At 39.4% G+C, this 14,829-nt stretch carries 13 protein-coding genes; 5 read left to right on the top strand and 8 right to left on the bottom strand.

Annotation, left to right across the window (positions count from 1 at the left end; all coding sequences use genetic code 11):
• Window positions 1-37: 37 nt before the first annotated feature.
• From groL to O1450_RS04310, 4 genes are all read right to left on the bottom strand, one after another.
• A complete protein-coding gene (groL, locus tag O1450_RS04325; RefSeq protein WP_004663351.1) occupies window positions 38-1,672 on the bottom strand; it encodes a chaperonin GroEL in 1,635 nt (544 codons plus the stop codon).
• Between the two features lie 60 nt (window positions 1,673-1,732).
• On the bottom strand, window positions 1,733-2,023 hold the full coding sequence (locus O1450_RS04320) for a co-chaperone GroES (protein ID WP_005144860.1): 291 nt from the start codon (window positions 2,021-2,023) through the stop codon (window positions 1,733-1,735).
• Between the two features lie 189 nt (window positions 2,024-2,212).
• On the bottom strand, window positions 2,213-2,968 hold the full coding sequence (locus O1450_RS04315) for a metallophosphoesterase family protein (protein ID WP_269229823.1): 756 nt from the start codon (window positions 2,966-2,968) through the stop codon (window positions 2,213-2,215).
• Window positions 2,949-3,887, bottom strand: a complete 939-nt coding sequence (locus O1450_RS04310; protein ID WP_269229822.1) for a diacylglycerol/lipid kinase family protein — start codon at window positions 3,885-3,887, stop codon at window positions 2,949-2,951. Before O1450_RS04310 ends, O1450_RS04315 begins: the two co-directional genes overlap by 20 nt.
• Window positions 3,888-4,282: 395 nt before the next feature.
• Here O1450_RS04310 and O1450_RS04305 point away from each other — a divergent pair, with 395 nt between their 5' ends.
• Window positions 4,283-6,112, top strand: a complete 1,830-nt coding sequence (locus tag O1450_RS04305; protein ID WP_004663356.1) for a phosphoenolpyruvate carboxykinase (GTP) — start codon at window positions 4,283-4,285, stop codon at window positions 6,110-6,112.
• 249 nt (window positions 6,113-6,361) lie between these two features.
• Here the strand turns inward: O1450_RS04305 and O1450_RS04300 are convergent, their stop codons facing one another.
• Window positions 6,362-7,330: an integron integrase gene (locus O1450_RS04300; RefSeq protein ID WP_151826256.1), complete on the bottom strand. Its 969-nt coding sequence runs from the start codon at window positions 7,328-7,330 to the stop codon at window positions 6,362-6,364.
• A 173-nt stretch (window positions 7,331-7,503) separates the two neighbouring features.
• Between O1450_RS04300 and O1450_RS04295 the strand changes: the two genes are divergently transcribed.
• The 4 genes from O1450_RS04295 (at window position 7,504) to O1450_RS04280 (ending at window position 10,348) form a co-directional block, all read left to right on the top strand.
• Window positions 7,504-7,713, top strand: coding sequence for a hypothetical protein (locus O1450_RS04295; RefSeq protein ID WP_269229821.1), 210 nt, complete (start codon window positions 7,504-7,506; stop codon window positions 7,711-7,713).
• Window positions 7,714-8,605: 892 nt separating this feature from the next.
• A complete protein-coding gene (locus O1450_RS04290) occupies window positions 8,606-9,193 on the top strand; it encodes a glutathione S-transferase family protein (RefSeq protein ID WP_269229820.1) in 588 nt (195 codons plus the stop codon).
• Between the two features lie 17 nt (window positions 9,194-9,210).
• Window positions 9,211-9,717 carry a hypothetical protein gene (locus O1450_RS04285; protein WP_269229819.1) on the top strand — a complete coding sequence of 169 codons (507 nt, stop codon included), beginning with the start codon at window positions 9,211-9,213 and terminating at the stop codon, window positions 9,715-9,717.
• 142 nt (window positions 9,718-9,859) lie between these two features.
• A complete protein-coding gene (locus tag O1450_RS04280) occupies window positions 9,860-10,348 on the top strand; it encodes a DUF6985 domain-containing protein (RefSeq protein WP_269229818.1) in 489 nt (162 codons plus the stop codon).
• 318 nt (window positions 10,349-10,666) lie between these two features.
• Here the strand turns inward: O1450_RS04280 and glpD are convergent, their stop codons facing one another.
• From glpD to glpK, 3 genes are all read right to left on the bottom strand, one after another.
• Window positions 10,667-12,187, bottom strand: a complete 1,521-nt coding sequence (gene glpD, locus O1450_RS04275) for a glycerol-3-phosphate dehydrogenase (protein WP_269229817.1) — start codon at window positions 12,185-12,187, stop codon at window positions 10,667-10,669.
• Between the two features lie 255 nt (window positions 12,188-12,442).
• A complete protein-coding gene (locus O1450_RS04270) occupies window positions 12,443-13,201 on the bottom strand; it encodes a DeoR/GlpR family DNA-binding transcription regulator (protein ID WP_269229816.1) in 759 nt (252 codons plus the stop codon).
• A 50-nt stretch (window positions 13,202-13,251) separates the two neighbouring features.
• Window positions 13,252-14,766: a glycerol kinase GlpK gene (gene glpK, locus O1450_RS04265; RefSeq protein ID WP_269229815.1), complete on the bottom strand. Its 1,515-nt coding sequence runs from the start codon at window positions 14,764-14,766 to the stop codon at window positions 13,252-13,254.
• Window positions 14,767-14,829: the final 63 nt, after the last annotated feature.

Below are 14,829 nucleotides of genomic sequence, written 5' to 3'. Positions count from 1 at the left end.
TATTAAATTACAAAAATTTAAGATATCAGTGAGCAGTTTACATCATTCCGCCCATACCACCCATACCACCCATATCTGGACCAGCTGGTTTATCTTCTGGAATGTCAGTAATCATGCATTCAGTTGTTAACATCAAACCAGCAACAGAAGCTGCGTGCTCAAGTGCAGAACGCGTTACTTTAGCAGGGTCAAGGATACCCATTTCCAACATATCGCCATATTCACCAGTTGCAGCGTTATAGCCGAAGTTACCTTCACCCGCTTTAACTGCATTGATTACAACTGATGGCTCATCACCTGCATTCGAAACGATTTGACGAAGTGGCGCTTCAATCGCACGACGTAAAATGTTAATACCTGCAGTTTGATCTTCGTTCGCGCCTTTTAAGCCATCCAATACGTTTACAGCACGTACCAGTGCAACACCACCACCAGCAACAACACCTTCTTCAACTGCTGCACGAGTTGCATGAAGTGCATCATCCACACGGTCTTTTTTCTCTTTCATTTCAACTTCAGTTGCTGCACCAATCTTGATGACTGCAACACCGCCCGCTAATTTAGCAACGCGTTCTTGAAGCTTTTCTTTGTCGTATTCAGAAGTAGATTCTTCGATTTGCGCACGAATCTGTTGAACACGTTCCGCGATTTGTGCTGCATTACCCGCACCATCAACAATCACTGTGTTTTCTTTAGATACAGTGATTTTGTGTGCAGTACCAAGGTCTTGAAGAGAAGCTTGCTCTAAAGACATGCCGACTTCTTCAGAAATCACAGTCGCGCCAGTCAAGATCGCGATGTCTTGAAGCATTGCTTTACGACGGTCACCAAAACCAGGGGCTTTCACTGCACATACTTTGATAATACCGCGCATATTGTTCACAACAAGTGTAGCAAGCGCTTCGCCTTCAACATCTTCAGCGATGATCAAAAGTGGTTTACCTGTTTTAGCAACAGCTTCTAATACTGTGATCAATTCACGGATATTGCTGATTTTTTTATCAACAAGAAGAATGAACGGATTTTCAAGTTCAGCAGTTAAAGTATCTTGCTTGTTCGCGAAGTATGGAGAGATATAACCACGGTCGAACTGCATACCTTCTACAACGTCTAAAGCGTCTTCGAAGCCAGAACCTTCTTCTACAGTGATAACACCTTCTTTACCTACTTTTTCCATCGCTTGAGCGATAAGTTTACCAACAGTTGTGTCAGAGTTCGCAGAGATTGAACCTACTTGTTCAATTGCTTTGAAATCATCAGCAGGTTTTGCATTGGTACGGATATTTTCAACAACCGTTTTTACTGCGATGTCGATACCACGTTTTAAATCCATTGGGTTCATACCTGCAGTTACAGATTTGATCCCTTCATTTAAAATTGCTTGAGCAAGAACAGTTGCAGTTGTTGTACCGTCACCTGCGATGTCATTGGTTTTAGAAGAAACTTCACGAACAAGTTGAGCACCCATGTTTTCAAACTTGTCTTTTAAAGAAATTTCTTTCGCAACTGTTACACCATCTTTAGTGATGTGTGGCGCACCGAAAGAACGGTCGATCACAACGTTACGGCCTTTAGGACCTAAAGTTACTTTTACTGCATCTGCAAGTACGTTTACGCCTGCAATCATTTTTGAGCGAGCTGAATCACCAAATTTTACGTCTTTAGCTGACATGTTAAACTCCGAATCTTTTTAAATACTGAATCTGAAAATAAATTTGAGTTATGTGTCGAGTTAGCCTTCAAGCACAGCTAAGATGTCCGACTCTTTCATGATCAAGAGTTCTTCACCACTTACTTTTACCGTTGTACCTGCATAAGTACCGAACAATACTTTGTCACCTACTTTAACGTCTAAAGCACGAACGCCATTGTCAGTGATCTGACCATTACCTACTGCAATGATTTCACCTTGAGAAGGTTTCTCAGCAGCAGAACCTGGAAGTAAAATACCACCAGCCGTTTTAGTTTCTTCTTCTACGCGACGAATCACAACACGATCATGTAATGGACGAATGTTGCTCATATTTAACTCCATCAGACTTAGTCTTATTGATTAATGTATGTCGCCAATTCATGGCAACACATATAAAATTTTGATATGCCACTTTTGTGGGGTTAAAAAAAATGGCTTCAAGGGGGAAATTAAAAAAAAATCTATTTAAAGATGTTTTTTTAAACACAATCACATGATCTTGCTGAATTAAGCAGCATTTCATGATCGAAGAAAAATTTTCTGTTTTTCATCAAACCAGTAATGCTCGATTGTTCCGTCATCTAAAATCAAGTTAAAACTATTTGAAAACCCAAAACGCAAACGATTTGAAGTTGCTGTTCCAGCATGAATATCTAAAATAGGATGGTTAAATCCCAATTGAAAAATTTGATTTAAATCATGAACTGCAACTTTGTGTAGATGCCCATGTAATAAACCAAACAACCCTGTCTCACCCCAACGTTCTAATGCAATTTTAGCAAGCACAGGACAATCTTTATCTCCATGCTCATTTGGGAAGGTATAAAAAGGCTGATGGAAAGTGACCAATTTTATTTTATTTGTGGGTGCATTTTTTAGCTTGGTATCCGTTTCATAAATTTGCTCAAGGGAAATATGCCCTCGGGTATGGTATCTCCGACGAATACTATTCATGCCAACAATATAAAAATGCTCCGTTTCTAAAGTAGACTCTAAACGGCCAAAAAACGCTTGGTAACGTACAAATGGAGAGAAGAAGCGATTCCAGACATGATAAAGCGGAATATCATGATTACCCGGCACAACAAGATATGGAATATGCAAAGAATCTAAAAACTGACGGCAATCATAAAATTGCTTGAAACGCGCACGCTGGGTTAAATCACCACTGATTACAATTGCCTCTGGGCATTTTTGTTGGCAAAACAGTTGTATCGCTTGAATACATTCTTCACGCTCAGTACCAAAATGTAGATCAGATAGGTGTAACAACATTTGGAACCATCACTTTCAAGGCTGATTTTTTTACTGAGAACGTTAAAGGTGGTTGCATATCCACTAATTCCCCATCGACTGCAACAGTAAGTTTGGCCTTTTTACAGTCAACCTGTATTTGTTCGGCACAAAAAGAATAGACGTCCGATGCTTGATCAATTTCCCCTTGAACAAGTCTCCATAGCATTTTTAATAAACTGATTCGGTCACTTTTAGCAACAACAACTCCAGCTAACTTGCCTTTTGCAGCACATTCGGCAACTCTTAATTTCATATCCTCTAATTGCAACTGATTATTACCAAAGAATATTAGTGGAGTAGCTACAGGATATTTTTTCCCATCCACTGTGAGTGCGAGTTTTAATGATTTATGTTCGCGCAGTAACACATCTAACGCCGAAGTATAGGCATGTAGAGGAAAGCGCCCTAAATACTGGTTATAAAGTTCACGCTTCTTAATGAATAAAGGATACAAACCTAAACTGGCATTGTTCAAATAAATTTGATCATTAATCGTTGCAACATGAACTTCGCGCGGTTGACCCACTGCGATTACTTCTGCTGCTAGAGCCACATCAATCGGAATATCTAAAGCACGTGCAACATAATTAAACGTACCTAAGGGCATTATTCCCATTGGAATATTGGTATGCATTAACTTTTTTGCTACGGCATTTAATGTACCATCGCCACCTGCAGCAACAACTACCCCACGCGCCTGTTCCTGTTGATGTCGAGATAAAACATTATTCATCATTTCATCAAAATTAATGTGCGAATTTAATTCAAATACCTGAATTTCAAATCCTTTTTGACTCCAAAAAGCCATAAGAGCTTCATACTGGTCTTCTTGCTGTGCTGCATGAAAGCCAGATTTTTGATTGTAAATTATGGACAAGGGCCGTAAATTCTGAGTCATACCTAACAGCCTTAAAGATAAATCACCAGTATTTTTGTTTATAAAATCAACAATTAAAAGTTTGTTTATGTAAATTTTGGATGAGCATTATTCAATTTATCAATAATAATTCTCAAAAAAATAAACAAACCTATCTAATTGTTTTTAATAATAATTTAAAATAAAAATAATACACATAAAAAAATTACATATAGGACTAGAAAATAATCAATTTAAGCAAAAACAATATTTTACCCATAAATATACACTCTTAGATTAAGACTCTATCAAGCACGGTAGTCTTATTTTTTTTACGATTTTATGCTTTAATACAGCCACTTTTTTTACTTCATCTATTTTCATTGTCATCCAATGAATAGAACTGTACGTCGTACACACTTTAAAAAGGCATCACCATGACCCAAGTGAACGCACCAGAATTCGTTCGTCACCCTAAGCTTATTGCATGGGTGGAAGAAATTGCAAAATTAACCAAACCAGCAAAAATCGAATGGTGTGACGGAAGCGCGGAAGAATATCAACGTCTGATCGACTTGATGATCGCTAACGGCACCATGCAACAACTTAACCAAGAAAAACATCCTGGTTCTTATCTTGCAAATTCTGACCCTTCTGATGTTGCTCGTGTTGAAGATCGCACATATATCTGCTCTGAAAATCAAGAAGATGCTGGTGCAACAAACAACTGGGTTGCGCCTGCTGAAATGCGTGCGAAATTAAACGGCTTATTTGATGGCGCAATGGAAGGTCGTACCATGTACGTTGTTCCTTTCTCAATGGGTCCTTTAGGCAGCCATATTGCTCATATCGGTATTGAATTAACAGATTCACCTTACGTTGCTGTCAGCATGACAAAAATGGCGCGTATGGGTAAAGCAGTTTATGACGTATTAGGTACAGATGGTGAGTTTATCCCATGTGTGCATACCGTTGCTGCTCCATTGAAAGATGGTCAAAAAGATGTCGCTTGGCCATGTAACAATGAAAAATACATTGTTCATTACCCAGAAACTCGTGAAATCTGGTCTTACGGTTCTGGTTATGGTGGTAATGCTTTACTTGGTAAAAAATGCCTAGCTTTACGTATTGCTTCTGCAATGGGTCGTGAGCAAGGTTGGTTAGCTGAGCACATGCTTATTTTAGGCGTAACCAATCCACAAGGTGAGAAACACTACATCGCTGCAGCATTCCCTTCTGCGTGTGGTAAAACGAACTTTGCAATGTTAATTCCACCAGCAGGTTACGAAGGTTGGAAGATTGAAACCGTAGGTGACGATATTGCTTGGATCAAACCAGGTGAAGATGGTCGTTTATATGCAATCAATCCAGAAGCGGGTTTCTTCGGTGTTGCACCTGGTACAAATACCAAAACCAACCCGAACTGTATGGCTACATTAACTAAAGATGTTATCTATACAAACGTTGCTGTAACAGATAACGGTGAAATTTGGTGGGAAGGTCTTTCTAAAGAAGTTCCAGCAAACTTAACCAACTGGAAAGGTCAGCCTCACGTTGAAGGTGAAAAAGCGGCTCATCCAAATGCTCGCTTTACGGTTTCAGCTGGTCAATGCCCTTCTATCGATGCTGACTGGGAAAATCCAGCGGGTGTACCAATTTCTGCATTCATCTTCGGTGGTCGTCGTGCAGATACAGTACCTTTAGTATCTGAAGCTTTTGACTGGGTTGATGGTGTTTATAAAGCTGCAACAATGGGTTCAGAAACAACTGCTGCTGCTGTTGGTCAACAAGGTATTGTTCGCCGTGACCCATTTGCAATGCTTCCTTTCGCTGGTTATAACATGGCTGATTACTTCGGTCACTGGTTACAACTTGGCCAAGAAGTTGGCGCTAAAGCAGAAGCTGCTGGTAATAAATTACCAAAAATCTTCAACGTAAACTGGTTCCGTCGTGATGCTGAAGGCAATTTCGTATGGCCTGGTTTCGGTCAAAACATGCGTGTTCTCGAGTGGATCATTGATCGTTGTGAAGGTCGTGCTGAAGCGACTGAGACTCCAATCGGTTATGTTCCAACTTACGAACAGTTGAACTGGACTGGTATTGATTTCTCTAAAGAGCAATTCAACACTGTTACAGCTCAAGATAAAGATCAATGGATCAAAGAGCTTGAAAGCCACACTGAGTTATTCACTAAACTTGGTGACCGCTTACCGCAAGCGCTGAAAGATCGTCAAAATGAATTATTAGCAGCTGTTAAATCTGCTTAATCACTCTAGTTTCCCTCTTGATTAAAGAGGGATTAGGAGAGATTTGAAAAGGTCGCTTCGGCGACCTTTTTATTTGACGGATTTAGTAAAGAAGTGCAATACATTTATAAATAGTTGAGAAAACAATAACGCTTTGGGTGGTCGTAAATACCAAAATTCATAGTGCGAAATCAATCACGCTAGAATAATGTTGGTAAATATCTGATTCATCGTTAAAACAATGATCTAAGGAAAGAACATCAGGTTTTCTCAGAAAGAATCTAATGGACTTTTCACCCCCAAACCACCACGATTAAGTACATGGGTATAGATCATTGTGGTTTTAACATCAGCGTGCCCCAATAACTCTTGGACGGTTCGGATGTCATAGCCGTTTCGCAAAATTTGTGTGGCAAAGCTATGCCTTAAAGTATGCAGTGTAGCAAATTTTGTGATATTTGCTTGCTGCACAGCAATTTTGAATGCGCGTTGCAAGCCTTGATGATAAATATGATGCCGTCTAAAAACTCCTGTCCTTGGATCAGTAGATTCATTGGATGCAGGAAATACCCAAAACCAAGATAAACTGACATTTGCTTTTGGATATTTTTTCTCAATAGCATTAGGTAGATACACACCAGATTTATTGTATTTTCGATCCTCATTAAACAGAATCTTAGCTTGTTCTATTTGCAGTTTAAGCTCCTGCTGAATAGATTTAGGTAAAATGGTGATACGATCTTTATCACCTTTACCTTGACGTATGACAATTTCTTGTAGCTCAAAATCAATATCTTTAATGCGTAACTGTAATAATTCAGTTAATCGCATTCCTGTGCCATACAGCAATTTAGCCATCAACAAATGAATGCCTGATAGATGTTCAAGAACCACCTGTACCTCTTGATGTGTCAATACGACAGGCAATCGTTTGGGCTTGGCTGGTCTATCTAACTCATCCAGCCAAGGCAGCTCGATATTCAGCACTTCTTTATATAAAAAAAGTAAAGCTGAAAGTGCTTGATGATGAGTAGATTGAGCAACCTTACCTACATTCACCAAATGTGATAAATAAGACTCCACTTCCATACGCCCCATGTCACGCGGATGGCGCATCTTATGGAAAATAACAAAGCGTTTTATCCAACCACAATATGCCTGTTCAGTCCTATAACTCATATGCTTATAACGGATACGCTGCCTAACTAAATCAAGCAATTTGGGCTGTTGAACTGGCATTTTATTATCCTTGTTATTTTTATTATTTAATGATAATTTTAAGTTCAAATAAATCAATTATTTTTGCCTAATTTTTAATCAATCAGGTGTCTTATGCAACAGAATTTGGAATCTTATGTGTCACTTCTGCCGCATAAGAGTAGTTAGAATTTACAGAGTGAATGGATAATTACATGAAGGCTGAAAGCAAAGAAGCTCTCAAAGAATTCTTTGGTGAGCTGGCAATACAGATGATATTTGGTCTAATTGTTTTGGGATTAGGCGGTGTTGGTTTGGCCTATATTTTTATAGGTTGGGGCGTACTTTGGTTGTTATTGCCTTTTGGTTTTATGCTTTATTTATTAGCAAAAAATAAGTTTAACAACAGTAATGCCGAAAATTAGAATATAACTTACGATGTCTGTGGGTGTTTATGCTCAAATGTGGCAAAAGTAGAAGCTTTGTAAAGTTATTTTTATAACTGGTTTTATTTTAAAGACAAATTTTTAGTAGTATTGTTGGTGTAAATGTTGTTTAGGTTTACTATCGGTGTAATGTGTGTTTGTGCCTTGTACGTTTCTAACTTCTGCGTCAAGTGCGACAAGCACCCAGCCACTTATTATGTTATTTTTGGATTCAGTGATTACTGAGTTTTTATTTATTTTGTTGTAGGGTGCTTGCGCCTTACGCGGGTAGTTATGCGTCTACCCACTGAACGGAAACCAAGGAAGTCATCCCGCACTGGCGGTGGGAGTAGTCACGTGCGTTACGACCATGAGCAACGCCCAACGAAAATTGAAGTTGTCTGCCCCAGTTGTGGCGGATGCGCTGTCGCCACCGAGCCGCTCTACGATCAGGGCACTCTAATCGTTGGAGACACGTCTCCATCTTGGGATGAACCCATATTTTCAATCCGCTGCACAAATTGTTTCCTGCGCCTGGTCAATCAACATTACGCTCAACTGCCTGCTCCGTACCACCAAGTCTCCGTCGGTGGAAGAACGCTGTGGGCTTGGAATGCAGAGCACCTCGACATGCTTAGGCAAGTACTTGAGGGACAGAACGTCAGGGGGCATCCCTACGCATTCTTCGCCACTTACGTTCATCGTGGTTGGCAACAATGGCGCAAGAAATTCATCCACGCCATTCAACAACATTCCGCCGCGCATAAAACTAGACTTCGGTTTTCCACGTTGAATTACCAACGGCGACTATGTGGTTGACCCTGCCCTGTTGTCTATGGCGACCTTCGCCTAACTCAACGTTATGCTTACCACGAATAGAGAACAGATTTAATTGTTAACTTTATATGCTTATACATTTCGATCAAGAGCGGAGCGCATTCTTTGGCTTTTGAATGAACTTGGTTTAGAGCACCAAGTTATTCGTATTACACCAAGGGAAATAAAAAAGTTTAATCCATTGGGGAAAGTTCCTGCTATTGAACACAACGGCGAGCTTTACACAGAATCACTAGCAATCATGGAGTACCTTGTTTCTCTTGCTTCAAGAGCTGATCTTATTCCTTTTGATGCAAAGGAAATCTATAGGTTTCGTAATTTTATCTACTACTTACTTTCAGAAGTTGAGTCATATCTTTGGGTTGCTCAGCAAGCATCTTCTTTAAAGGCTTTTTATACTTGGCCAGAAGGCACTTATGCTGAATCAATTCTGCGCGTAACTAACAATATAAAGCCTTTGTATTCGCAAATCTCTAGCTCTGGGTATATATGCTCATGTTTTACTATCGCTGATATTTATGCGTATCATGTTTTTACTTGGGCGCAATCGCATGGTTTAATGTTGCCAGAATCGGTATTGGAGTATTTAAAAAATCTTGAAAAGCGGTCTTCATTTCCCATTGAAATGAAAAGTTTAGCATAACTCGGCGTTAGATTTTTATGAATAATAGATTCAAGGATGGTTCAACTTTCTTAGAGAGTTTTGCTACTCATTTCTTTGTGCATTGTCCAAAATGTCAAAAAATGGCGATAGTTGCAGCATCGCCAGATGAAACAATAACAAGGATTAGTTGCTCGAATTGTGGATATGTTAAAGACTGGTCTTGCACTCAAGCTGGTGTAAGGATGTTTTCTAATAATGCTGAAAACTATAAGAAAGGAGTTTTAGGGATAGGAGCAAACACAGATTGGTGTTTTCACTTTCCTTTGTGGCTTAATGTAGCTTGTTGTGGCGAGGAGTTGTGGGCTTACAATCTTGAACATCTATCTTGGCTGAAGTCTTATATAGGCGCATCACTAAGAGAGAGGCAAGAAAATCAACAGACTGGTTGGTCTAATGCTAATTTAGAAAGTAGGCTGCCGAAATGGTTAAAATTATCAAAAAATAGAAATGAAATTCTAAAAGGAATTGAATATCTTGAGAAAAAAATTTCAAATAACCGCTAACAAAACTAACTTCTGCATCAACAGCGACAAGTACCCAACCAATTACAGTGTCTTTTTTTATCGTTCTGAGGTACGTCTCAGGTTTGAGTTTGCTGTGGGGACGTGCCAGTTAATTTTAAGTTAGGTGGACAAGGAGGAATCTATGGAAACCGTAAAAAATTTGAAAATGAGTGATTATTCTCTGGAAGGAGAAGTATGGTTTCCCCTAACAAATGAATACATAGGATTACACATTGATGACTTCCGGGAAATCAATCATCAACACTTAAATCTAATTGAGTCGTTAAACTTCAATGAAGATCTTAAGTCTAAGATCGAATCTGCATTTTTCCTTGCTTGTGAAAGCTTTAAGCATGCTGTTGGTTTGATTGAACCTTTATTGGAATCAAAGTCTGATATATGGAAATATATCAATTTCTATGGAATGAAAATTGACGAAACTTCAATTGCTCAAGAAGATACTTATTTAGTACTAGAAGCATCTGGAAAGTGGAAAGATGGGCATTCTTATGAGCTAGTTATTAAGAACGGAAACGAGCTTTGCTATTTAGGATCGTTCCTTTATTACCCAGCTAACAGCTATGGAGATATTTCCACAAATGATGGGAACTATGCACTTAAGAGCACCTAACTCAGGCGTTAAATGGATGCCTCGTGTCTATTTAACGGAGCGCTAATTGCATGCAATTAGCTGCTACGACAACAACCCCACTCAGCCCCCAAATAACCAAATGAGTAATTTTCCCATGTTCGGTTTTTATCAAAACACTCTAAAATCAAGTATCAATTAATAAATAATTTAAATCATCAATGCATCAAATAAATAACAACATTCGCACTCCAAAAAACAACCCTGCACTTCCATCAGTAAATAACCTGAGTTCGCCGAACTCAGGTTATTTAGATAAAGGGCTTTTTAGACAGGGCTTTGATACTGCTATACGATTTTTTAAGCCGCTTCGTTGCTATGAGTGTTTACAATCAGATAGGCATCCAAAGCTTCAGTTTCTTTTTTCGTGAAATTAAGTCCTAGTTTAGAACGTCTCCACAATACATCCTGACTGGTAGTTACCCATTCAGCAGTACATAAATAATCCACTTCACGTGCATACAAACCTTGCCCAAAGTGCTGTCCAAGTTGCTCAACAGAACTTTTCTCGCCTAGAATATTCCAAATACGTGAGCCATAAGCTGATGCCCAACGCTTAACTAAAGCTTCTGATGCATCAGTGACTTGTGCACGAATTTCGCGCATCAACTGTTCAACAGACTCCATATTTTCGCCACCAGGTAAAGCTTCTGTTGCAGTCCAACTCCCCTTCATTTCAGGGAAGAATGCTTTTAACTGCTGCATAGCCGACTCAGCTAATTTTCGATAAGTCGTTAACTTTCCACCAAATACTGAAAGCAATGGCGCTTGTTCATCGTTCTCTTGAGATAAAGCTAAAGTATAGTCACGCGTAATTGCAGAAGGATTATCCGATTCATCATCACAAAGTGGACGTACCCCAGCAAATGTCCAAATAACATCCGCTTGAGTAAGTTGTTTTTTGAAATGTGCATTGCTCACTTCAAGCAAATAGTCTGTTTCTGCTTGAGTAATTTGTACTTGCGCAGGATCACCTTGATATTCACGATCTGTAGTTCCAATCATGGTGTATTGATCTAAATACGGAATTGCGAACACAATACGGCGATCATCATTTTGCATAATAAATGCTTTGTCGCCTTCATACAGCTTCGGCACAATAATATGACTACCTTGAATCAAGCGAATACCGTAAGGTGATTTGAGCTCTAAATCTTGTTTGATGAATTGTGCGACCCAAGGTCCAGCAGCATTGACCAATACCTTTGCTTTAATTTGGAATTGACCATGTTCATTTTCTAAATCAACAACCCAATACTGCCCATCTCTTCGTGCAGACAAACAACGAGTACGAGTTACAATATCAGCACCCTTTTCACGGGCATGCATCGCATTGAGCACGACCAAACGAGCATCATCAACCGCACAATCAGAATATTCAAAACCACGTGTTATCGCAGAATTTAAAGGGCTATCTTCTTTAAAATAGACATTATTTGAACCCAATAATTTCTCACGCTTACCTAAATGGTCATAGAAGAACAAACCCGTGCGAATCAACCATGCAGGGCGAAGATGTGGGCGATGCGGCATAATAAAACGCATTGGGCGAATAATGTGTGGAGCTTTAGCCAATAGCACTTCACGTTCAGCTAATGCTTCACGCACTAAACGGAATTCTTTGTGCTCTAAATAACGTAAACCACCATGAATAAGCTTACTGCTTGCAGACGAAGTATGACTGGCTAAATCGTCTTTTTCACACAAGAATACCGACAAACCACGTCCTGAAGCATCAGCCGCAATACCAACACCATTGATACCACCACCAATCACAGCAAGGTCATAAATTCTTTCGTTTGTCTGAGGAGAAGTTTGCATAAATCACCGCAAATTTTCATTATTTTTCGATAATGAAAATTTAAACATATAAATCGAAAATAAACAATGAAAAATAGATCAAAAAATGCCAATCTATCGACATTTTTAGATAAATGGTAAAATTCAGTGGAGAGACTAAAAGTTTAGAAACACAGTAATCGCATTTATTTATAAGAAAAATATAATTTTTATTGAATATATCTTGAGTTAAATTGATTAACTCAAGAAAAGTAACAATTTTTCGAAAATGAAGATTTATTTAGCAACAATCAAACCAACATCTAAGTCTCGGATGGTTTTTATAAATTCTTCATTCGGTTGTTGATCCGTAAAAATACAATCCACTTGCTTAAGTGAGCCTAGTCGAATCATCGCATTACGCCCAAATTTACTGCTATCCGCAGCTAAAAAAACTTGGCGTGCACTTGAAAGAATTTCTTGAGAGACACACACTTCCTGAAAGTCAAAATCAAGCAATGTGCCATCTTCTTCAATTCCACTAATCCCAATAAGCGCATAATCCGCTTTAAACTGTTTAAAAAAATCAGCGGTTGCTTGACCAATGACGCCACCATCTGGACGCACACGACCACTGGCAATCAACACTTCAAAGTCTTCTTTGGTACTGAGGATTTTTGCAACATTCAGGTTATTAGTAATAACTTTTAAGCCCGTGTGATTGAGTAAGGCATGAGCAATTGCTTCAGTTGTTGTACCAATATTAATAAATAATGAAGCATGATCTGGAACAGCAGCAGCAACAGCTTCAGCAATTGTTCTTTTTTGCTCAAGCATATGCCCGACACGCATTGTATATTCAGTATTTTCAACACTCGAATCATGCGCAGCGCCGCCATGATAACGCCGTAATAGCCCTTCATCTGCCAATTGATTGATATCACGACGAATAGTTTGAGGTGTAACATCGAAATGTTGAGCAAGTTCTTCAATACTAATATAACCACGCTCTCGTACTAATTCGATGGTTTTTTGTTGGCGTAGTATCAAGCTCATGCTCATCAATCCTGTGTTATTTACGGCATATTATATCCGACTATTTTAGCTTAATCTTCTGCCCAATCTCGAGTACGTCCGACAGCTTTTAGCCAACCTTTGTACAGTTTTTCAGTTTGATCCTGACTGCACTCTGGTGTAAAGGTTCGTTCGATTGACATCCTACTCTTCAACTCGTTTAAATCCGACCAAAAACCGACAGCTAAACCAGCCAAAAAAGCAGCTCCCATTCCCGTGGTTTCTTTCATTGCTGGACGTTCAACTGAAGTCGAAAGAATATCCGCTTGGAATTGCATCAGGAAGTTATTTGCTGTTACACCACCATCTACGCGTAGTGTACGCAACTTTTCGCCAGAATCTTGTTGCATTGCATCTAATACATCACGTGTTTGATAAGCAATCGACTCTAGTGTCGCACGAATAATATGTTCAATACTCACACCACGTGTGATTCCGAGAATTGCACCACGTGCGGTTGGATCCCAATACGGCGCACCCAAACCTGTAAAGGCTGGAACAACATACACGCCATTACTGTCTTTTACTTTGGTTGCGTAATACTCAGAATCATAAGAATCATTGATTGCTTTAAGCTCGTCGCGCAGCCATTGCACACATGATCCACCATTAAACACAGCACCTTCTAGAGCGTAGTTCACTTCACCTTTTGCACCACATGCAATCGTCGTCAGTAAACCATGTTCAGATTGAACAATACGCTTCCCTGTGTTCATCAGCAGGAAACAACCCGTCCCATAGGTATTTTTAGCCTGCCCAACCTCTACACACATTTGTCCAAATAATGCCGCTTGTTGATCCCCCGCAATACCTGCAATTGGGATTCCAACTTCTTGACCGCTAATGGTATGTGTGTATCCATACACTTCAGAAGAACCACGAACCTCAGGTAACATGACTTTAGGAATATTTAAGGCTTCTAAAAGTTTGTCATCCCATTCCAATGTTTCTATATTAAACAACATTGTACGTGAAGCATTGGTATAGTCAGTCACATGAACTTGACCATTGGTCAATTTCCAAATCAACCACGTATCCACCGTACCAAATAAAAGCTCACCGCGCTCCGCACGCTCACGACTTCCTTCAACACGATCAAGAATCCATTTAATTTTTGTTGCTGAAAAATATGGATCAATCACTAGACCCGTTACTTTTCGAACATAATCATCCCAACCATCTTGATGTAATTGATTACAAATTTCATTACTTTGACGGCTTTGCCAAACAATAGCATTATAAATCGGCTTACCAGTTTTCTTGTCCCAAATGATCGTGGTTTCACGTTGGTTAGTAATCCCGATTCCAGCAATTTGATCACTTGAAATCCCTGCTTGCGCCAACGCTTCAACCCAAACAGAACTTTGAGTTGCCCAAATTTCCATAGGATCATGCTCAACCCAACCTGGCTGTGGGTAAATTTGCGTAAATTCACGCTGAGCAATACTGATAACATTTGCATCATGATCCAACACGATTGCTCGTGAACTTGTTGTACCTTGGTCAAACGCAACCACATATTTTTTTTGACTATCTGTAGAGATCATGACACACCTATCCAGACTTGCCTTATCGCAGACCAATAAACTAAATGCCCGTTAAAACGGGCA

Source organism: Acinetobacter sp. TR11, assembly GCF_027105035.1.
Classification (GTDB): Bacteria; Pseudomonadota; Gammaproteobacteria; order Pseudomonadales; family Moraxellaceae; genus Acinetobacter.
Note: the sequence above shows the minus strand (reverse complement) of the source record. Positions and strands in the feature narration are given on the sequence as shown.

Bases quoted from the DNA above. Each gene is read 5' to 3' on its own strand.
- O1450_RS04270 (WP_269229816.1), bottom strand. From the start codon at position 13,201: ATGAGCTTGATACTACGCCAACAAAAAACCATCGAATTAGTACGAGAG.
- O1450_RS04285 (WP_269229819.1), top strand. From the start codon at position 9,211: ATGAATAATAGATTCAAGGATGGTTCAACTTTCTTAGAGAGTTTTGCT.
- O1450_RS04280 (WP_269229818.1), top strand. From the start codon at position 9,860: ATGGAAACCGTAAAAAATTTGAAAATGAGTGATTATTCTCTGGAAGGA.
- groL (WP_004663351.1), bottom strand. From the start codon at position 1,672: ATGTCAGCTAAAGACGTAAAATTTGGTGATTCAGCTCGCTCAAAAATG.
- O1450_RS04310 (WP_269229822.1), bottom strand. From the start codon at position 3,887: ATGACTCAGAATTTACGGCCCTTGTCCATAATTTACAATCAAAAATCT.
- O1450_RS04305 (WP_004663356.1), top strand. From the start codon at position 4,283: ATGACCCAAGTGAACGCACCAGAATTCGTTCGTCACCCTAAGCTTATT.
- O1450_RS04295 (WP_269229821.1), top strand. From the start codon at position 7,504: ATGAAGGCTGAAAGCAAAGAAGCTCTCAAAGAATTCTTTGGTGAGCTG.
- glpD (WP_269229817.1), bottom strand. From the start codon at position 12,187: ATGCAAACTTCTCCTCAGACAAACGAAAGAATTTATGACCTTGCTGTG.
- O1450_RS04320 (WP_005144860.1), bottom strand. From the start codon at position 2,023: ATGAGCAACATTCGTCCATTACATGATCGTGTTGTGATTCGTCGCGTA.
- O1450_RS04300 (WP_151826256.1), bottom strand. From the start codon at position 7,330: ATGCCAGTTCAACAGCCCAAATTGCTTGATTTAGTTAGGCAGCGTATC.
- glpK (WP_269229815.1), bottom strand. From the start codon at position 14,766: ATGATCTCTACAGATAGTCAAAAAAAATATGTGGTTGCGTTTGACCAA.
- O1450_RS04315 (WP_269229823.1), bottom strand. From the start codon at position 2,968: ATGTTGTTACACCTATCTGATCTACATTTTGGTACTGAGCGTGAAGAA.